Below are 19,797 nucleotides of genomic sequence, written 5' to 3'. Positions count from 1 at the left end.
GCCGTCGGCTGTACCCCCCGCCTGTAACACGAATACGTCAAGGTCTGTGCGGGGGGCGGGGGTTGGTAGTTGCACCAGCGCGCGGCCGATCCGCAACTGCACTTGGCGTTCTCGCCCAGCACGCTCGCCTCGGTGGTCGCCGAGCAGTTCGGCGCGCAGGGTCCGGTGCAGACCGTCTCCACGGGCTGCACCTCCGGACTCGACGCGGTCGGCTACGCCTTCCACACGATCGAGGAGGGCCGGGCCGACGTCTGCATCGCCGGGGCGTCCGACTCTCCCATATCCCCGATCACCATGGCCTGCTTCGACGCCATCAAGGCGACGTCGCCCGACAACGACGACCCGGAACACGCCTCCCGGCCTTTCGACGCCAACCGCAACGGCTTCGTCATGGGCGAGGGCGCGGCGGTACTCGTCCTGGAGGAGTACGAGCACGCCCGGGCCCGCGGCGCGCACATCTACTGCGAGATCGGCGGCTACGCCACCTACGGCAACGCCTACCACATGACCGGTCTGACCAGTGAGGGCCGCGAGATGGCCCGTGCGATCGACACCACGCTCGACCAGGCGCGACTCGATCCGACACTGATCGACTACGTCAACGCCCACGGCTCGGGCACCCGGCAGAACGACCGTCACGAGACCGCCGCGGTCAAGCGGTCGCTGGGCGCCCACGCGTACGAGACGCCCATGAGCTCCATCAAGTCCATGGTGGGGCACTCGCTGGGCGCGATCGGCGCGATCGAGGTCGTCGCCTGCGTCCTCGCCCTGAAACACCAGGTCGTGCCGCCCACCGCGAACTACGAAACCCCCGACCCCGAGTGCGACCTGGACTACGTTCCGCGCACCGCACGCCCCCGGAAGCTGAACAACGTGCTCTCCGTGGGCAGCGGATTCGGCGGTTTCCAGTCCGCGGTGCTCCTGACCGGGCCGGGTGGGAGGAACCGATGACCAGTCAGCGCACTCAGCGCCCCCGGCGCGCGGCCATCACCGGAATCGGTGTGATCGCGCCCAACGGACTGCGGGCCGACGCCTACTGGAAGTCCGTCAGTGAGGGGCTCGGCGTCCTGGACCGGATCACCCGCGAGGGATGCGAGCACCTGCCGCTCCGCGTCGCTGGCGAGGTCCGTTCCTTCGACGCCGCGTCCCTCATCGAGGAGCGCTTCCTCGTCCAGACCGACCGCTTCAGTCACTTCGCCATGGCCGCGACCGTCCTCGCCCTGGACGACGCCGGCCTCGGCCACGGGGACCCGGCGGAGCCGTACAACATCGGCGTGGTCACCGCGGCGGGCTCCGGAGGCGGGGAGTTCGGCCAGCGCGAACTCCAGAAACTGTGGGGCCAGGGATCCCGGTACGTCGGCCCGTACCAGTCCATCGCCTGGTTCTACGCCGCCAGCACCGGCCAGATCTCCATCCGGGGCGGCTTCAAGGGGCCCTGCGGAGTGGTCGCGAGCGACGAGGCGGGTGGCCTGGACGCCATCGCGCACGCCGCCCGCGGGGTACGGCGCGGCACCGGATCGGTCCTGGCCGGGTCCGCCGAGGCGCCCCTCGCCCCGTACTCGATGGTCTGCCAGCTCGGCTACCCCGAGATCAGCACCGTCGAGGACCCCGATCGCGCCTACCGGCCCTTCACCGAGGGGGCCTGCGGGTTCGCACCCGCTGAGGGCGGCGCGATGCTCGTCGTGGAGGAGGAGGCACGCGCCCGGGACCGGGGTGCCGCGATCCGGGCCACCGTGGCCGGGCACGGCGCCACCTTCACCGGGGCCTCCCGCTGGGAGCAGTCCCGGGAGGGACTCGCCCAGGCCATCCGGGTCGCCCTCGACGAGGCGGGCTGCGCCCCGCAGGAGATCGACGTCGTGTTCGCCGACGCCCTGGGCGTACCCGAGGCGGACCGCGCCGAAGCCCTGGCCATCGCCGACGCCCTGGGGGCGCACGGCACCCGGGTGCCCGTCACGGCACCCAAGACCGGGATCGGGCGGGCCTACTGCGCGGCACCCGTGCTGGACACCGCGGCCGCGGTGCTCGCCATGGAGAACGGGCTGGTGCCCCCCACCCCCAACGTGTTCGACATCTGCCACGACCTCGACCTGGTGATGTCCAGCGCTCGCCCCGCCGAGCTGAACACGGCCCTGATCCTCAGCAGGGGACTCATGGGATCCAACGCGGCGCTGGTCGTGCGCCGCGGCGGCGACTCCGCCCGATAGGACCGGGCGGGAAGGAGAACACAGATGATCATCGAAGTGACCGTAGACGAACTGGCCAAGCTGATGAAGAAGGCCGCCGGGGTCACCGTCGACCCCCAGCAGCTGCACCACGCGTCGGACTCCCCGTTCGGCACCCTCGGCCTCGACTCGCTGGGCCTGCTCGGCATCGTCGGCGAGCTGGAGAACCGGTACAGCAAGCCGCTGCCGCCCGACGCGGAGCGCTGCAAGACGCCCCGCGAGTTCCTCGACCTCGTCAACAGCACCCTCAAGACTGGAGCCTGAAGTGGCAGGACACACCGAGAACAGCATCACCATCGACGCTCCTCTCGACCTGGTCTGGGACATGACCAACGACATCGAGAACTGGCCGCAGCTGTTCAGCGAGTACGCGTCCCTGGAGGTGCTCTCCCGTGACGGCGACACCACGAGCTTCCGCCTGACGATGCACCCGGACGAGAACGGGAAGGTCTGGAGCTGGGTCTCGGAGCGGACCGTGGACCGCGCCGCGCGGACCGTACGGGCCCGCCGCGTCGAGACCGGCCCCTTCGCCCACATGGACATCCGGTGGGAGTACAAGGAGACCCCGGGCGGCACCCACATGCACTGGGTGCAGGACTTCGCGATGAAGCCCGAGGCCCCGGTCGACGACGCCTGGATGACGGACAACATCAACCGCAACTCCCGCGTCCAGATGGCCCTGATCCGGGACCGCATCGAGCAGGTCGCCCGCGACCGCCGCAACGCGCCCGCCGTACCGGGCTGATCACCGACCGAGGAAGGATCCCCGATGCATCACGCCCTGATCGTCGCCCGGATGGCGCCCGACTCGGCACCCGCGATCGCCGACGTGTTCGCCGCCTCCGACCGCGGTGAACTGCCGCACCTGATCGGTGTCAACCGGCGCAGCCTGTTCCAGTTCGGTGATGTGTACATGCACCTCATCGAATCCGACAAGGACCCCGCGCCCGCCATCGCGAAGGTGGTCGGGCACCCGGAGTTCCGCAGCGTCAGCGAGGAGCTGTCGGCGTACGTCAGCGCGTACGACCCGCAGACGTGGCGCAGCCCCAAGGACGCCATGGCGCGCTGCTTCTACCGCTGGGAGCGCGCCGCCGCCTCCTGACCGGGCGCCGGGACACAACCCGAGGCCGCCGGATCCGCGTTCGCGGAGCCGGCGGCCTCGGGTTTGCGGGGCCGGACCGTACGGGGCCGGACCGGGACGTCGTGGCGGGTCAGGCCGGGACGGTGCACTCGAACGCGTGGAGATACGCGTTGACCGGACGGACGTCGCCGATGACCAGGCCCGCGGCCGTCAGCCGGTCGACCATGCTCTGCCGGGTGTGCTTCGCTCCGCCGACGTTGAGGAGCAGCAGCAGGTCCATGGAGGTCGTGAACCTCATCGACGGGGTGTCGTCCACGAGGTTCTCGATGACGACGACGCGGGCACCGGGCCGCGCCGCCTTGCGGACGTTCGCCAGCGCCCGGCGGGTGCTGTCGTCGTCCCACTCCAGGATGTTCTTGATGATGTACACGTCCGCCTGTACCGGGATGTCCTCGCGGCAGTCGCCGGCCACGATGCGCACCCGGTCGGCCAGCGCACCGCCGTCACGCAGGCGCGCGTCGGCGTTCTCCACCACGCCCGGCAGGTCGAGCAGGGTGCCGTGCATCCCGGGGTGCTTCTCCAGCAGACTGGCCACGACCTGCCCCTGACCGCCTCCGATGTCGGCGACCGAGGCCACCCCGCCGAGGTCGAGCAGGGCCGCGACGTCCCGTGCCGACTGCTCGCTGGACGTCGTCATGGCCCGGTTGAAGACGTACGCGGACTCGGGGGCCTCCTCGTTGAGGTACTCGAAGAACTCCCTTTCGTACACGTCCTCGAAGACGTTGCGGCCGGAGCGCACCGCCTCGTCGAGCCTGGGCCAGACGTTCCACGTCCAGGGCTCGGTGCACCACAGGGCGATGTACCGCAGGCTGTGCGGGTCGTCCTCGCGCAGCAGCCGGGACATCTCCGTGTGGGCGAAGGAGCCGTCGGGGTGCTCCACGAAGACGCCCTGGCAGGACAGGGCACGCAGCAGCCGGCGCAGAGTCCCCGGCTGGGTCTTGACCGCCGCCGCCAGGTCCTCGACGCTCATCGGCGTCTCTTCCAGGGCGTCCGCCACGCCCAGGCGGGCGGCGGCGCGTACGGCGGCGGCGCACGCCGCTCCGAAGACGAGCTCCCGCAGCCGCATGGGCGGCGGGGGAGCCTGTTCGGAGGCGGTCGTCCGGTGCGGGGTCTGCTCGGCCTCGGCAGTCGTCATCTGGTGCCTCGCTTCTTCTGTCGTGCCATGGGTGGGGGGTGGGGGAGCGCTGGGGCGGTCAGCACGCGCCGGCGGGCTGGGAGACCCGGCAGATGTTGTGGCGGAACACGTTGCCCGTGCCGGCGGTGTCCCGGTCGGCCAGGTCGGCGGGGCCGTTGCGCAGCGCCAGGTTGTGGCGGATCTCGTTGTTCCGGTTGGCGGCGCCGACGAAGCTCTTGAACAGCACGATGCCGCCCGACAGGGGGGAGGTGCCCACGTTGTCCACGACCCAGTTCCTCGTCACCAGGGAGTCCTCGGTGCCGGTGAGGACGATGCCCGAGCCCTGCAGGGCGGGCAGCCGGGGGGTCTTGGGGCAAAACCTGTTGTTGGCGTGGAGGTAGTTCCGGCGCACGGTCAGCGCTCCGGCGCGCGGCTTGTTCTCGTCGCCCACGACGAACACCCCGGTGCAGTTGCCGGTCGCCTCGTTGTGGTCGACGGTGAGGTTGCGCAGCCGGCGCACCGTGAGGCCGATCCGGTTGCCGATCAGACGGTTGTCACTGATCACCGTTCCCCGGGTGTCCCGGGCGCCCTCCTCGGCGGTGACGGTGTTGGCGACGAACAGGCCGGCGTCACCGTTGCCCCTGGCGGTATTGTACCGGAACACCCCGCGGTCGGACCTCTCCTGGGCGATGCCCCACTGGCCGTTGTCCTCGGCGGTCACCTCGCGGACGGTCAGCCGGTCGGTCCCCGACGCCCACAGGCCATGCTTGGCGAAGCCCCTGAGGGTCAGCGCGCGCACGGTGACGCCGGTGAGGGGACTGCCGGCCGTCCCGGTCACGCAGATGCCGTTGCCGGCCTTGGCGCAGGTGTCGCCGGCCGGGGCGGGGCCCGGCTCGATGACGGTGCGGCGGGCTCCGAGACCTCGCACCGTCAGGTCCGGCACGGTGATGCGGACGCTCTCGTGATAGGTGCCCGGGAGGACGAGGACGGTGTCCCCGGGGCGTGCGGTGTCCACGGCCTGCTGGATGGACTCGCCGGGTGTCACCCGGTGCACGGTGCGGTGGTCCGCCGACGGGGCGGCACCCAGCCCCGACGCCATGACGGCCGCGGTGCAGGCGAGGTAGGCCATCTGTCGTTTGGTCATGGGCCGAAGCTATGAGCGGGTGTTCCGGCACGCCACCGCTGATCGCCCAGGTGGACAGCCCTTGTCGCCCCTTGGGTGTGCGCCGGTGTGTCGGTCGGCCGCGCGGGGACTCTGAGGGGGTATCAGGACGGCGGCGGGCCGTGCCCGGTACACCGGGTCCGGCACCCGCCGCCCCGGCCGGGATCACCGGAGCGGCGGAACGCGGCCGCCCCGGCCGGAGAACCCGGCCGGGGCGGCGCAGTCGTGACCCGTCGTGGCCCGCAGTGGCCCGACGGTGTGTCAGGCGAGGGTCGCGAGCGACTCGTTCCAGGTGGCGGACGGACGCATGACCTTCGCGGCCTTGGCCGGGTCGGGCTGGTAGTAGCCGCCGATGTCGGCGGGCTTGCCCTGGACGGCGAGCAGTTCGTCGACGATCGTCCGCTCCTGCGCGGTGAGCGTCTCGGCGAGCGGCGCGAACGTCTTGGCGAGGTCCGCGTCGTCGGTCTGCGCGGCCAGCTCCTGCGCCCAGTAGAGGCCCAGGTAGAAGTGGCTGCCGCGGTTGTCGATACCGCCGACGCGACGGGTCGGCGACTTGTCCTCGTTGAGGAAGGTCGCCGTCGCGCGGTCGAGGGTGTCGGCGAGGACCTGGGCGCGGGCGTTGCCCGTGGTGGTCGCGAGGTGCTCGAAGCTGGCCGCGAGCGCGAAGAACTCGCCCAGGCTGTCCCAGCGCAGGTAGTCCTCCTTGACCAGCTGCTGGACGTGCTTCGGGGCGGAGCCGCCGGCGCCCGTCTCGAAGAGGCCGCCGCCCGCCATCAGCGGGACGACCGACAGCATCTTGGCGCTGGTGCCCAGCTCCAGGATCGGGAAGAGGTCGGTGAGGTAGTCGCGCAGCACGTTGCCGGTGACCGAGATGGTGTTCTCGCCGCGGCGGATGCGCTCCACGGACAGCTTGGTCGCCTCGACGGGGGACAGGACACGGATGTCCAGGCCCTCGGTGTCGTGCTCCGGCAGGTACTGCTGGACCTTCCCGATGAGCACGGCGTCGTGCGCGCGGGTCTCGTCCAGCCAGAACACGGCCGGGTCGCCGGTGGCGCGGGCGCGGGTGACGGCCAGCTTCACCCAGTCCTTGATCGGGGCGTCCTTGGTCTGGCAGGCGCGGAAGATGTCGCCGGCGGAGACCGTCTGCTCCAGGACGACGTTCCCGGCCTGGTCGACGAGGCGCACCGTACCGGTGGTCGGGACCTCGAAGGTCTTGTCGTGGCTGCCGTACTCCTCGGCCTTCTGCGCCATCAGGCCGACGTTCGGCACCGAGCCCATGGTGGACGGGTCGAAGGCGCCGTTGGCGCGGCAGTCGTCGATGACGACCTGGTAGACGCCGGAGTAGCTGCTGTCCGGCAGCACCGCGAGGGTGTCGGCCTCCTGGCCGTCCGGGCCCCACATGTGGCCGGAGGTGCGGATCATGGCCGGCATCGAGGCGTCGACGATGACGTCGGACGGCACGTGCAGGTTGGTGATGCCCTTGTCGGAGTCGACCATCGCGAGCTCGGGTCCCTCGGCGAGCTCGGCGTCGAAGGAGGCCTTGATCTCGGCGCCCTCGGGCAGGGCCTCCAGGCCCTTGTAGATGCCGCCGAGACCGTCGTTCGGGGTCAGACCGGCGGTGGCGAGCGCCTCGCCGTACCGCGCGAACGTCTTCGGGAAGAAGGCGCGCACCACGTGACCGAAGACGATCGGGTCGGAGACCTTCATCATCGTGGCCTTGAGGTGCACCGAGAACAGGACGCCCTCGGCCTTGGCGCGGGCGATCTGCGCGGTGAGGAACTCACGCAGCGGCGCGACGTGCATCACGGACGCGTCCACGACCTCGCCCGCGAGGACGGGTACGGACTCGCGCAGCACCGTGGTGGAGCCGTCGTCGCCGACCAGCTCGATCCTCAGCGCGCCGGCCTCGGTGATCACCGCGGACTTCTCGGTGGAACGGAAGTCGTCGACGCCCATGGTGGCGACGTTCGTCTTCGAGTCGGACGTCCACTTGCCCATGCGGTGCGGGTGCGTCTTGGCGTAGTTCTTGACCGAGGCGGGGGCGCGGCGGTCGGAGTTGCCCTCGCGCAGCACCGGGTTCACGGCGGAACCCTTGACCTTGTCGTAACGGGCGCGGATGTCGCGCTCCTCGTCCGACTTCGGGTCGTCCGGGTAGGCCGGCAGCGCGTAGCCCTGCGCCTGAAGCTCGGCGACCGCGGCCTTGAGCTGCGGGATGGAGGCCGACACGTTCGGCAGCTTGATGATGTTGGCCCCGGGCGTCTTGGCCAGGTCACCGAGCTCGGCGAGGGCGTCGGGGACGCGCTGTCCCTCCTCCAGGAACTCGGGGAAGAGCGCGAGGATGCGCCCGGCCAGCGAGATGTCACGGGTCTCCACAGTGACACCCGCCTGCGAGGCGTACGCCTGGACCACCGGCAGGAACGAATACGTCGCCAGGGCCGGGGCCTCGTCAGTGTGCGTGTAGATGATGGTCGAGTCAGTCACCGGGTGCTCCGCTCCACGTCTGCAACATTGCTCGACATCAAGATATCTCGTGAGCGACTCCGGCTCGACAGGGGTCCGCATCCGACCGAGGCCGACCACGGTTCGATCGACCCCGGCGGGGTTTCGCCCCGTCACCGCCCCGTCGCCATGCGTCACCGCCGCCCCTCGAACACCTGGTCCGCCGCCCCCGACCCCCTCGACGCGCCCGCGACCCCCGGCCGCCCCGGAGGAGACGCCTTCAGGGGGCCGCGGGCGCCACGGCGTACGGCACCCGTGGCGCCGCGTCCGCCGGCAGGAAGTGTGGCGAGGGTCCCGGCCGCCCGCGCCGCCCGGGCACGTTCTAGAGCCGGGCCGACCCGTCCGAACGGTTCCGGCCCCGCGGAGCCGCGTCCCGCTGGTGCGGTATGCCCGATTCCAGGAGCTCGGCGCCACCCGGCTGCAACGCGACCGTGCGGGCGGGCGACGGGATGCGGATGCCCTCGTCGCGGTAGCGCCTGTGCAGGCGCTTGATGAACTCGTGCTTGATCCGGTACTGGTCGCTGAACTCGCCCACGCCGAGGATCACGGTCAGCCCGATGCGGGAGTCGCCGAAGGTGTGGAAGCGGACGGCGGGCTCGTGGTCCGGGACGGCGCCCGTGATCCCGGTCATCACCTCGGTGACGACCTCGTTGGTGACGCGCTCGACGTGGTCCAGGTCGCTGTCGTAGCCGACGCCCACCTGCACGGTCAGCGTCATCTGCTGCTCGGGCCGGGTGAAGTTGGTCATGTTGGTGCCCGACAGCTGGGCGTTCGGGATGATGACCAGGTTGTTGGAGAGCTGGCGGACCGTGGTGTTGCGCCAGTTGATGTCGACGACGTACCCCTCCTCGCCGCTGCTCAGCCGGATGTAGTCGCCCGGCTGGATCGTCTTCGACGCGAGGATGTGCACGCCCGCGAAGAGGTTCGCGAGGGTGTCCTGGAGGGCCAGGGCGACGGCGAGACCACCCACACCCAGGGCTGTGAGCAGCGGCGCTATGGAGATCCCCAGGGTCTGCAGGACGACCAGGAAACCGATCGCCAGCACGACGACCCGGGTGATGTTGACGAAGATGGTGGCCGATCCGGCGACACCCGAGCGGGACTGGGTGACCGACCGGACGAGTCCGGCGATGAGCCGGGCCGCGGTGACCGTCGTGACCAGGATGAGCAGCACGGTCAGCGACCGGTTGACCGTACGTCCGACCGGGGCGGCCAGCGGCAGCACCGCGGCGGCCGACGCGAACCCGCCGGCGATCGCCGCCCAGGGCACCAGGGTGCGCAACGCGTCCACGATGACGTCGTCGCCGCTCCAGCGGGTGCGCTGGGCGTGCCTGCCCAGCCAGCGCAGCAGCATGCGCAGCAGGAACGCCGCCAGCAGTCCCGCGGCCACCGCTATGCCGGCGATCATCAGGTCGTCCAGGGTGAGCGGACGCTTCATCGACGACCTCCTCGGGAACCGGGACCGGGACCGGGGTGAGGGCCCGCGGGCCGTATGCGCTGTGTCGTCACTTGCCACCTGCTCGAATCCGGGAACGCACGATCAGCCCGGACGGCCGTTCGGTGTCCGGGGCGACCGCTCATCCTGCCGTACCCGGGGGCAGGCCGGTGACCGGGTCCGCGTACCTCCGCCGTCGCCGTTTGGCCGTCACCAGGCCCGCGCACGGCGGCTCTTGACGGAACCGGGTCCCGGACGCCCTTCGCCCGCCTCACGTCCCGCTGAACGAACCGTGCCGCCCGGCTCCCGACGCGAAACGTGCCGCGCCCTCCATGCCGTCCGCCAACACGCCCATGCCGTGGCGGAGTTCACCGCGCATCGCGGTGTGCTCGACCAGGCCCTCCTGGTCGAGGACCGAGGCACGGTCGCTGCGCAGGCAGGACTGGGGGAAGTCGGCGATTTCGGCGGCGAGTTCCTCGGCCGCGGCACGGGCCCGGCCGTGCGGTACCAGGCGGTTGGCGAGCCCCATCCCGTACGCCTCGGAGGCGGGGACCGGGCGGCCGGTGAGGATCATGTCCATCGCGCGGCTGGTGCCGATGAGGCGGGGCAGGCGCACGGTGCCGCCGTCGATGAGCGGGACGCCCCAGCGGCGGCAGAACACCCCGAAGACCGCGTCCTCCTCCGCGACCCGCAGATCGCACCAGAGCGCCAGTTCCAGACCGCCGGCCACGGCATGCCCCGCGACCGCCGCGATGACCGGCTTGGACAGCCGCAGCCGGGTCGGGCCCATCGGCCCGTCACCGTCCTCGGCGACCCGGTTGCCGTGCCCGGTGCCGATCGCCTTGAGGTCCGCGCCCGCGCAGAACGTGCCGCCCTCACCCCAGAGCACCGCCACCCGGGCCGTGTCGTCTGCCTCGAACTCGCGGAAGGCGTCGGCGAGTTCGACGGCCGTCGGGCCGTCCACCGCATTACGGGCGGCGGGGCGGGAGAGGACGACCGTGGTGACGTGACCCTGGCGTTCGGTCCGGACCGGCATCCTGCTGCCCCCTTCTCCCGGCTGACGTACGTCCGAGGCTACTCCGTGCCGTCCGGGGTCCGCCGCCCCGCTGGCCCCGCTGCCGTCGGGGTCCCTCATCGCGCGGACCCGCCGCCGGGCGGGGCCCGTTCAGATCACCTTCAGGCGCACCAGTGCCCCCAGGGTCAGCGCCCCGGGCAGCAGCGGCAGCCACACCGTGATGATCCGGAACGCCAGGACCACCGCCGTGGCCACCGCCACCGGACCGCCCGCCGCCACCAGCGCCACGACGAGCGCGGCCTCCACCGAGCCGATCCCGCCCGGGGTCGGCACCATCGCCACCGCGGCCGTCGCCGCCAGGTACGCGAGCGCCATGTGCAGGGGCGGCACCGGCAGGTCCATCGCCTGTCCCACCGCGGTCAGTCCCGCGGCCTGGAGCAGCGGGAAGGCGAGCGAACCGCCCCACAGGGCGCAGGCGCGCGCCGGGCGGGAGTGCACCGAGCGCGCCTCGCCGAGCGCGGTGCGCAGGAACGACAGCACCGCCGCCCGCAGCCGCCGCACGAGGAGCAGCACCGTCACCGCGACGCACAGCAGCACGCCCGCGCCGAGCAGCAGAGGGCCCATCGCCCCGTCCGGGAGGAGGCCGCCGAGCCGCAGTGCCCCGGGGAACGCGACGAGCAGGCCGGCCAGCAGGGCGAGTCGGGCGATCGACTCGGCCAGCATGTACAGCGCGAGCGCCGCGGAGGAGCGGGCGAGCGGAACGCCGCAGACCGTCATGAAACGCAGATTGACCGCGCTGGCACCCAGCCCCGTCGGCAGCAGGTGGTTGGCGGCACCCGCCGCGAACTGGGTGGCGAGCAGCCGGCGTACGGGCAGCCGCTCCACGACCGCGCCCTGCCGGGTGACGGCCGCGGCGACCCAGGTCAGACAGGTCGCGGCGACCGCCGCCAGCAGCCACGGCCACTCGGCCGAGCGCAGATGGCCGAAACCCTCCAGGAGCACGGAGCGATGGCGCACGCCGACCACCAGCACGAGGGCGAGCGGGATCAGGCACAGGACCGACCGGAGGGGGAGGCGCCGGGAGAGTTCCTTGAGGGGGCCTCGCGGGGGCGTCTGGGGAAAACGGACCGCTGTCACATCCGGAGAGGTTCTCCACGCCGCACCAACGGGAGGTTGCGGGCGCTGGTCCGGGGGCTGACACGCCGGGCAAGGTGCGGGAGGAGCCGGTGTCGTCGTGGATTCGGTCACGGATGCCGTCATGAATTCCCCGGGTCGTTCCTTCGTGCGCGTGGACTTCTTCCGCAAGACATTGACCTCAACGAAGCTTGAGGTCCTACGGTCACTTCCATGAGCATGGAGACCACAGCCTGGACACAGCTGCACAGCGTCATGAACGCGCAGCAGGAGCGCCGCCCCTTCGCCCGCGCGACGCTGCGCCGCATCGCGGCCTTCGCCCGCCCGCACCGCCGCCGTATCGGCCAGTTCGTCGTGCTCAGCGTGATCACCGCGCTGCTGGCCGTTGCGACGCCGGTGCTCGCGGGGCGCGTCGTGGACGCCATCGTGTCCCGCGGCGACGAGGGCACCGTCGTCCGCCTTGCCGTGCTCATCGCGATCATCGCGTTCGCCGAGGCGGGGCTGGGGATTCTCAGCCGCTGGCTTTCGGCGACGCTCGGGGAGGGGCTCATCCTGGATCTGCGGGCGGCTGTGTTCGATCATGTACAGCGCATGCCGGTCGCGTTCTTCACACGTACCCGTACGGGCGCGCTCGTCAGTCGACTCAACAACGACGTGATCGGCGCCCAGCGCGCCTTCAGCAACACCCTCTCCGGCGTGGTCGGCAACGTCGTCACCCTGCTGCTCACCCTGGCCGTCATGCTGACCCTGTCCTGGCAGATCACGCTGCTCTCCCTGGTGCTGCTGCCGGTCTTCGTGGTGCCCGCGCGGCGCATGGGCAGCCGGATGGCCCGGATGCAACGTGAGGCGGCGCAGCTGAACGCGGCCATGGGCACCCGGATGACCGAGCGGTTCTCCGCCCCGGGCGCCACCCTCGTCAAGCTCTTCGGGCGGCCCGAGGACGAGTCCGCCGAGTTCGCGGCGCGGGCCGCGCGGGTACGGGACATCGGGGTGCGCACGGCGATGGCGCAGTCCGCGTTCATCACGGCGCTGACGCTGGTCTCCGCCCTGGCACTGGCGCTCGTGTACGGGCTCGGCGGCTGGTACGCGCTGCGCGGCACCCTGGAACCGGGCGCCGTCGTCTCGCTGGCGCTGCTGCTGACCCGCCTGTACGCGCCCCTCACCTCGCTCGCCGGGGCGCGCGTCGAGGTCATGAGCGCCCTGGTCAGCTTCGAACGCGTCTTCGAGGTGCTCGACCTCAAGCCGCTCATCGAGGAGAAGCCGGACGCCCGGGAGGTCCCGGAGGGCCCGGCGTCCGTGGAGTTCGACGACGTCCGGTTCGCCTACCCGGCCGCGGACAAGGTCTCCCTCGCCTCCCTGGAGGAGGTCGCCGCCCTCGACACCCGCGCCGGCGCCGAGGTCCTGCGCGGCGTCTCCTTCCGCGCCGAGCCCGGCCAGACCGTCGCGCTCGTCGGCTCCTCCGGGGCGGGCAAGTCGACCATCGCCCAACTGCTGCCGCGCCTCTACGACACCGACGGGGGCACCGTCCGCATCGGCGGCGTCGACGTCCGCGACCTGAGCGCCGAGTCGATGCGCCGGACCCTCGGCATGGTCACCCAGGACGGACACCTCTTCCACGACTCGGTGCGCGACAACCTGCTGCTGGCCCGCCCGGCGGCAACGGAACAGGAACTGTGGGACGTACTGGGCCGCGCCCGTCTGGAGGAGCTCGTACGCTCCCTGCCCGACGGCCTCGACACCGTGGTCGGCGAACGCGGCTACCGGCTCTCCGGCGGCGAACGCCAGCGGATGACCATCGCCCGGCTGCTGCTCGCCCGCCAGCGCGTCGTCATCCTCGACGAGGCCACCGCCCACCTGGACAACACCTCGGAGGCGGCCGTGCAGGAGGCGCTGGCCGAGGCGCTGGCGGGGCGTACGGCCCTGGTGATCGCCCACCGGCTGTCCACGGTGCGAGCCGCCGACGTGATCCTGGTCGTCGAGGCGGGACGGATCGTGGAGCGGGGCACCCACGAGGAGCTGCTGGCGGCGGAGGGGCGGTACGCGGAGCTGTACCGGACACAGTTCGACGAGCCCGGGCCGGAAAGCGCACGGGAGCGGAGCCTCGGGCTGATGATGGACTGAGGCACCACCGGTACCGGCCGGTCCGACCGCCGACCGTCAGTCGGTGGTCGGTGGTCGGTGGTCGGTGGTCGGTGGTCGGTGGTCGGACCGGTCTCCGCACGGACACCGGCCGCGTTCCGTGCCCTACCGGGAGGAAAGCCGCACAGCAGGACAATGATGGAGCACTCGGGACCGTCGCACCGACGTAAGGGGAATCCTCATGGGTCAGATCGGATCGATCGGCCTGATTCTGCATCCCAGGCGCAATCCGGGGCCGGTCATCGAATCCGTCGTCGACTGGGCCCGTAGGCACCGGACCGAGGTGCTGGGACTGCCGGACGAGGTGGGGCGCATCGCCTGCAGCGCCGTGCCCGTCCCGGCCGAGGACCTGGTGGCCCGGTCCGGTCTGATCGTCAGTCTCGGCGGTGACGGAACCATGCTGCGCGCCATGCGGCTGCTCTCCGGCTCCGCCACCCCGGTGCTCGGCGTCAACCTGGGCCGGCTGGGCTTCCTCGCCGAGATCGACGTCGACGACCTGGCACAGGCGCTGGACCGCATCGACAGCGGCCGCTTCACCACCGAGGCCCGCATGGCCGTACGGACCCGGCTGCCGGACGGGCGCGATTTCCGGGCGTTCAACGACATCGCCCTCGTACGGGTACCGGGCCACGGGATGGCCGCCATCTCCATCAGTCTCCAGGGGGACGAGTTCATCCGTTACGCCGCCGACGCGCTCGTGGTCGCCACCTCGACCGGATCGACGGCGTACAGCTTCGCCGCGGGCGGCCCGATCCTCTCGCCCCGGGTGGAGGCCATCCTCGTCGTACCGGCCAGCGCGCACTCCTCGTTCGACCGGGCGCTCGTCCTGCCGGCGGACGAGGACGTCACGCTCGAACTGCTGCCCACGACCGGGCGGTTGGCCGTCGAGGTCGACGGCGAAGTGGTCGAGTACCTCGACGCGGGTGACCGGATCACCGTGTCGGCCTGTCCCGCGGTGGCTCATGTCGTGCGCCTCGGCGGCACCACGTTCTACCAGCGGGCCCGCCGGAAGCTCGGCATCAGGGGAAGCATCGAAGCGGGCCACCTCCATCCCGACGACCACGTCGACTTCGCGCTCCACGCCGACATCGCGGAACAGTGACGCACCGGAACCCGGTCCTCGTCCCCGTACCCCTGCTTGTCCCCGTACTCCTGCCCGTCCTCGTACGGGCGGGCCGGCGACCGGCGGCGCGCGGCCGGGTCAGGCCGTCCGGCCCGCGCCGGTGAGCGCCGCCCTCTCCCGCGCGGCACGCACGGCCGCGGACAGCGAGGCGATGTCGTAGGCGCCGTGGTGCCGGCGGCCGTTGACGAAGAACGTCGGAGTGCCCGAGACGCCGCTGAGGTCGGCGGACTCCAGGTCCGCGGCGATGTGGGCGGAACCCGCACCGGCCCGGAGGTCGGCGCGGAAGCGGTCGGTGTCGAGGCCGATCTCCTCGGCGTAGTGGAGCAGGTCCTTGGGCAGCAGGTCCCCCTGGTGCTCCAGCAGCAGGTCGTGCATCTCCCAGTAGCCGTCCTGGAGGGCCGCGGCCTCGGCGGCCTCGGCGGCCAGCTGGGCGTTGGGGTGCACGTCGTGCAGCGGCAGGTGCCGCCACACGTAGCGCACGTCCCCGAAGTCGGCGAGCAGCTCGCGCACCACGGGCTCGGCCAGTCCGCAGTACGGGCACTCGAAGTCCCCGTACTCGACCAGCGTCACCGGCGCGTCCAGGGGACCGCGCACATGGTCGCGCCGCACGTCGACGGAGTCGCTGAGATCCACGATGCCCTGGCTCGTACCGAGGAGGGCCCGGGAGCGGGAACGCTTCGGCAGGGCGTCGATCACCCGGGTGACCAGCCAGGTGAGGAGGAACGAGCCGGCCACGGCGGCCAGGATCCCGATCTTCGCCTGCCCCAGTTCGTCCCCGTCGAAGGCGAGGGTCGCGATGAGCAGGGAGACGGTGAACCCGACCCCGGCCAGCGTGCCGCCCGCCGTGATGGCGCCCCAGCCGGCCGGCGGCCGCAGGCGTCCGCGGCTGACGTGGGTGGTGAGGAGGGCGGCACCGATGATGCCGAGCGGTTTGCCGAGGACGTAGCCGAAGAGGATGCCCAGCGTGATCGGTGAGGTGAAGGCGTGCGCCAGCTCGTCGCCGCTGACCGTGATACCGGCGTTGGCCAGGGCGAACAGCGGCACGATCACATAGCTGGTCCAGGGGTGGAACATCCGCTGGAGACGCTCGTTGGGGGAGAGCGTCGAGGCCAGCCCCCGGCGCACCGTGCGCTCCAGTTCCGGTGTCGGCTGCTCCCGGAAGCGCCTGAACAGGGTGCTCGCGTGCTCCAGATCGCTGCGTTCGGCCGGGCGGGCGTACGTCAGCAGGCCCATCGCCAGCCCCGTCACGACCGGGTCCACCCCCGACTTCAGGAGCGCCACCCAGATCGCCACGCCCAGCACCGCGTACAGGGCCGGGATCCGTATGCCCAGGGTGCGCCGCACCAGCAGGAGGACGGCGAACAGGCCCAGCGCCGTCAGCAGCGCGGGGACCGAGACGGCTCCGCTGTAGGCGAAGGCGATGACGGCCAGGGCCACGAAGTCGTCCACGACGGAGACGCTGAGGATGAAGACCCGCAGACTGCCGGGCAGTCGCGTACCGAAGAGGGCGAGCATGCCCAGCGCGAAGGCCGTGTCCGTGGACATGGCGGTGCCCCAGCCCTGCGCGGAGGCGTGGCCCGCGTTGACGGCCAGATAGATCACGACGGGCACCGCCATGCCGCTGAGCCCCGCGAGCACCGGCAGCGTGACCCGCCGCCGCTCCCGTAGTTCGCCCATGTCGAACTCGCGGCGCGCCTCCAGGCCCACGACGAAGAAGAACAGCGTCATCAGGCCGCTGTTCACCCACTCGCGCAGGCCCAGGGACACCTCGCCCGATCCGAGGCGGATCGACAGGCCGGTGTGCCAGAAGGACGCGTACGAGCCGGGCCCGATGTTGGCCCAGGCGAGTGCCAGGAGCGCCGCGGTGAGCAGCACGGAGGCGCTGCCGGTCTCGGTCCGCAGGAAGTCCCGCAGAGGACCGTGCGCGCTCTTGCCGCACTCGGTCTGCCCCGACAGGAGGGCGCTCTCAGGTGGCTCAGGTGGCACAGTCACTCCGTGATTCTCGCCCGGCACGTCGTCCCGCACCCGGTGAAGCCACGGGAAGGCGCCGTCCCGGCCCCACCACGTTCCATGGTGCACCCCTGGTAACTCCCCGCGCACGGTTCCTCTTCCGCACCGGAGGTCCCGAGGCCTCCTTCCGGGTGTTCACGGGCACCCCGGGGACTCCTTCCGGGTGTTCTCCAGGGCGGCCGCCGCTGCCCTCCGCCGCTACGAGGGTGTGTTGTGCCGGCGCAGGTCCGTCGGTGAGGGGCCGGCCGCGACGGGCCCCCGGTCCCGCGGAGGGGTGTCCTCGGTGGGGCGCCGCCCGCCGCGCAGGGCCGAGGCGAGCGCGGAGACCAGCGCCATGCCCGCGGCCACGGTGAACACGATGGTGAGCCCGTGGTGGAAGGGGCCGGAGACGAGCCGGGGGAAGAAGGTGTGGCCGGTCAGGGCCGCGTGCTGGGCCGGGGAGAGATGGGCGAGGGCTCCTCCGGACGCGAGCAGGTGTTCGATCGGGTTGTTGCCGAGGAAGGTGGCGAACAGCGTGCTCACCGGCGGCAGCGACGCGGCGTGTTCGGCCGCGCCGGCCGGCACGCCGTGTGCCTGGAGCCCGCTGCTGAGCGTCGCGGGCAGCGACGAGGCCAGTCCGGAGACCATCAGGGAGAAGAACACGCCGATGGACAGGGCCGTGCCCGAGTTCTGGAACGTGGAACGCATGCCCGAGGCGACGCCCCGGTACTCGGGCGGCACACTGCCCATGATCGAGGACGTGTTCGGGGAGGAGAACATGCCCTGGCCCAGTCCGTTGAGGAGCAGCAGCGCCGCGAAGGTCCCGTAGTCGAAGTCGATGGGCAGGGCGAGCAGCCCGACGAAGGAGACCGCGACGACGATCAGGCCGGCCGTGGAGAACATGCGGGCGCCGAACCGGTCGGACAGGTAGCCGGACAGGGGGCCCGCGATCAGGAAGCCGAGGGTCAGGGGCAGCATGAAGACGCCCGCCCACAACGGGGTGTCCTCGAACGCGTAGCCGTGCAGGGGCAGCCAGATGCCCTGTAGCCAGATGATGAGCATGAACTGCAGCCCGCCCCGTGCGATCGCGGTCAGCAGCGCCGCCAGGTTGCCCGCCGCGAAGGCCCGGATCCTGAACAGGGCCAGGGTGAACATGGGGTCGGCGACGCGCGACTCGACGTAGCAGAAGAGCAGCAGCAGGACGACGCCGCCGGTCAGGCCGGCGAGCACCCAGGGGTTTCCCCAGCCGGTGGCGTGCGAGCCGTACGGCTGGATGCCGTAGGTGATGCCGACCAGCAGCGTTCCGGCGCCCGCGGCGAAGGTGACGTTGCCCAGCCAGTCGATGCGTCCGGGGCGCCCCGCCGAGGTCTCCCGCAGGCTCAGGTACGACCACACGGTGCCGGTGATGCTGACCGGCACGCTCACCCAGAACACCGCGCGCCAGTCGACGGCGGCCAGCAGTCCGCCGGCGAGGAGGCCGAGGAACTGGCCGGCGAGCGCGGTGATCTGGTTGATGCCGAGGGCCATGCCGCGCTGCCGGGCGGGGAAGGCGTCGGTGAGGATGGCGGCGGAGTTGGCGGTGAGCATGGAGCCGCCGAACGCCTGCACGACGCGCCACAGGATCAGCCACAGCGCGCCGGCGGCGGCCCGGAACGGGTCGAGGGAGAGTGCGACGGAGGCGCAGGCGAAGACGAGGAAGCCGAGGTTGTAGATCTTGACCCGGCCGTACATGTCACCGAGCCGGCCGAGGACGACGACGAGCACCGCCGACACCAGCAGATAACCAAGGATCATCCAGAGCAGGTAGCCGATGTTGCCGGGTGCCAGCGGGTCGAGCCCGATCCCGCGGAAGATCGCGGGCAGCGAGATGATCACGATGGAGGCGTCCATCGTGGCGATCAGCACCCCGAGCGTGGTGTTGGACAGGGCGACCCATTTGTAGCCGGGGCCGGCGGGCAGGTCCTTGCGGCGCGGGGAACGCGGCGTGGTCGCGCCGCCTCCGCGCGGCCGGTCCGGGCCGCGGCCGTCGGGCGTACGGGCGGTCACAGTCGTTCCGCCAGCCGGTCGAGGAGGGGCAGTGCGGCGGCGAGGGTCTCGCGCTCCTGGTCGGTGAACTCGTCGAGGACGGCCGAGAGGCGGTGGACGGACTCGGAGCGGCGCTCCGCGAGCATGGCCCGCCCCTCCTCGGTGATCGCCACGATGATCCGCCGTCCGTCCGCGGCGTCGGGAGCGCGGCCGACCAGCCCGCGCTCCCCGAGCGCCGCGAGGGTGCTGGCCATCGCCTGCGGCCGTACGCGTTCCAGTTCGGCGAGGGACCCCGGCGAGCTGGGCCCGTCGGCGGCGAGCCGCGCGAGCACCGAGACGCCGGAGAGCGACACGTCCCCCACGGCGTGGGCCTGGCGCAGCCGCCGGGTCGTACGACCCACGGCGAGGCGCAGCGCGGAGGCGAGCCGGGTGGTGTCGCCGGGTTCCCGTGCCTGGTCGTGACCTGTTTCTGTGTCCACCTTCACAGGTATTCACATTAGGTTGAGCAGGCTGGACTGTTCAATCAAATGTTAGTAATGACGGCACTCCGGCCTCGGCGACGGGCAGTGCAGCGGGGAACAGTCTGTGGCCTGCGAGAACGCGGGACGGGGGAGCGGGCCCGGGCCGTCAGGGGGGCTGGTCCCGCGCCGCGAGGGCCACGCTGGTCACGGCGCCGAAGGCCGGTGTTCCGACGGCCGTCCGCGCCCCCGGGGGGGGGGGGGGGGGCGGGCGGGGGGGGGGGGGCCCGGGGGACGCGCCGGCCGCGGGCGGGGGGGGGGGCGCGCGCGGGCGCGGCGCG

Annotated in this window: 15 protein-coding genes and 1 pseudogene; 7 read left to right on the top strand and 9 right to left on the bottom strand. The window is 71.8% G+C overall.

What is annotated here, in order from left to right; translation table 11 throughout:
* The 5 genes and pseudogenes from ACFV2J_RS32275 to ACFV2J_RS32255 form a co-directional block, all read left to right on the top strand.
* Positions 1-951 (top strand): annotated as a pseudogene (locus ACFV2J_RS32275) (beta-ketoacyl-[acyl-carrier-protein] synthase family protein); the annotation flags it as partial.
* On the top strand, positions 948-2,204 hold the full coding sequence (locus ACFV2J_RS32270; RefSeq protein ID WP_385097365.1) for a ketosynthase chain-length factor: 1,257 nt from the start codon (positions 948-950) through the stop codon (positions 2,202-2,204). The pseudogene ACFV2J_RS32275 and the gene ACFV2J_RS32270, both read left to right, overlap by 4 nt.
* A 24-nt stretch (positions 2,205-2,228) precedes the next feature.
* Entirely contained in the window at positions 2,229-2,486 is a 258-nt protein-coding gene (locus ACFV2J_RS32265) for a phosphopantetheine-binding protein (RefSeq protein ID WP_153287538.1), read from the top strand.
* Between the two features lies 1 nt (position 2,487).
* Entirely contained in the window at positions 2,488-2,967 is a 480-nt protein-coding gene (locus tag ACFV2J_RS32260; RefSeq protein WP_385097368.1) for an SRPBCC family protein, read from the top strand.
* A gap of 24 nt (positions 2,968-2,991) precedes the next feature.
* On the top strand, positions 2,992-3,324 hold the full coding sequence (locus tag ACFV2J_RS32255; RefSeq protein ID WP_153287536.1) for a TcmI family type II polyketide cyclase: 333 nt from the start codon (positions 2,992-2,994) through the stop codon (positions 3,322-3,324).
* 109 nt (positions 3,325-3,433) lie between these two features.
* On the opposite strand, the gene ACFV2J_RS32250 is transcribed toward ACFV2J_RS32255, so the two are convergent.
* From ACFV2J_RS32250 to ACFV2J_RS32225, 6 genes are all read right to left on the bottom strand, one after another.
* The gene (locus tag ACFV2J_RS32250; RefSeq protein ID WP_385097884.1) at positions 3,434-4,498 is read right to left on the bottom strand and encodes a methyltransferase; all 1,065 of its coding nucleotides are present in this window, start codon (positions 4,496-4,498) and stop codon (positions 3,434-3,436) included.
* A gap of 58 nt (positions 4,499-4,556) precedes the next feature.
* On the bottom strand, positions 4,557-5,621 hold the full coding sequence (locus ACFV2J_RS32245) for a nitrous oxide reductase family maturation protein NosD (RefSeq protein ID WP_385097887.1): 1,065 nt from the start codon (positions 5,619-5,621) through the stop codon (positions 4,557-4,559).
* Positions 5,622-5,900: 279 nt separating this feature from the next.
* Complete coding sequence (locus ACFV2J_RS32240; RefSeq protein WP_385441933.1) at positions 5,901-8,120, bottom strand: NADP-dependent isocitrate dehydrogenase; 2,220 nt, start codon at positions 8,118-8,120, stop codon at positions 5,901-5,903.
* Between the two features lie 340 nt (positions 8,121-8,460).
* Positions 8,461-9,576: a mechanosensitive ion channel family protein gene (locus ACFV2J_RS32235; RefSeq protein WP_385089010.1), complete on the bottom strand. Its 1,116-nt coding sequence runs from the start codon at positions 9,574-9,576 to the stop codon at positions 8,461-8,463.
* Between the two features lie 268 nt (positions 9,577-9,844).
* On the bottom strand, positions 9,845-10,609 hold the full coding sequence (locus ACFV2J_RS32230; RefSeq protein ID WP_385089007.1) for a crotonase/enoyl-CoA hydratase family protein: 765 nt from the start codon (positions 10,607-10,609) through the stop codon (positions 9,845-9,847).
* 129 nt (positions 10,610-10,738) lie between these two features.
* Complete coding sequence (locus tag ACFV2J_RS32225) at positions 10,739-11,725, bottom strand: YbhN family protein (RefSeq protein ID WP_385089004.1); 987 nt, start codon at positions 11,723-11,725, stop codon at positions 10,739-10,741.
* 216 nt (positions 11,726-11,941) lie between these two features.
* On the opposite strand from ACFV2J_RS32225, the gene ACFV2J_RS32220 reads away from it, so the two are divergent.
* Together ACFV2J_RS32220 and ACFV2J_RS32215 are read left to right on the top strand one after the other, a co-directional pair.
* A complete protein-coding gene (locus ACFV2J_RS32220) occupies positions 11,942-13,843 on the top strand; it encodes an ABC transporter ATP-binding protein (RefSeq protein ID WP_385089019.1) in 1,902 nt (633 codons plus the stop codon).
* Positions 13,844-14,042: 199 nt separating this feature from the next.
* The gene (locus tag ACFV2J_RS32215; RefSeq protein ID WP_385089001.1) at positions 14,043-14,963 is read left to right on the top strand and encodes an NAD(+)/NADH kinase; all 921 of its coding nucleotides are present in this window, start codon (positions 14,043-14,045) and stop codon (positions 14,961-14,963) included.
* Between the two features lie 99 nt (positions 14,964-15,062).
* Here ACFV2J_RS32215 and nhaA read toward each other — a convergent pair whose 3' ends face one another.
* The 3 genes from nhaA to ACFV2J_RS32200 all read right to left on the bottom strand — a co-directional run bounded on the left by nhaA (position 15,063) and on the right by ACFV2J_RS32200 (position 19,477).
* The gene (gene nhaA, locus ACFV2J_RS32210) at positions 15,063-16,976 is read right to left on the bottom strand and encodes a Na+/H+ antiporter NhaA (RefSeq protein ID WP_385088999.1); all 1,914 of its coding nucleotides are present in this window, start codon (positions 16,974-16,976) and stop codon (positions 15,063-15,065) included.
* 216 nt (positions 16,977-17,192) lie between these two features.
* A complete protein-coding gene (locus ACFV2J_RS32205; RefSeq protein WP_385089016.1) occupies positions 17,193-18,863 on the bottom strand; it encodes an MFS transporter in 1,671 nt (556 codons plus the stop codon).
* Positions 18,864-19,015: 152 nt separating this feature from the next.
* A complete protein-coding gene (locus tag ACFV2J_RS32200) occupies positions 19,016-19,477 on the bottom strand; it encodes a MarR family winged helix-turn-helix transcriptional regulator (RefSeq protein WP_385441926.1) in 462 nt (153 codons plus the stop codon).
* Between the last annotated feature and the right edge of the window lie 320 nt (positions 19,478-19,797).

It is taken from the genome of Streptomyces sp. NPDC059668, from assembly GCF_042734135.1.
Classification (GTDB): domain Bacteria; phylum Actinomycetota; class Actinomycetes; order Streptomycetales; family Streptomycetaceae; genus Streptomyces.
The sequence above is the reverse complement of the archived record's forward strand: the minus strand, read 5'-3'. Positions and strand labels throughout refer to the sequence as shown.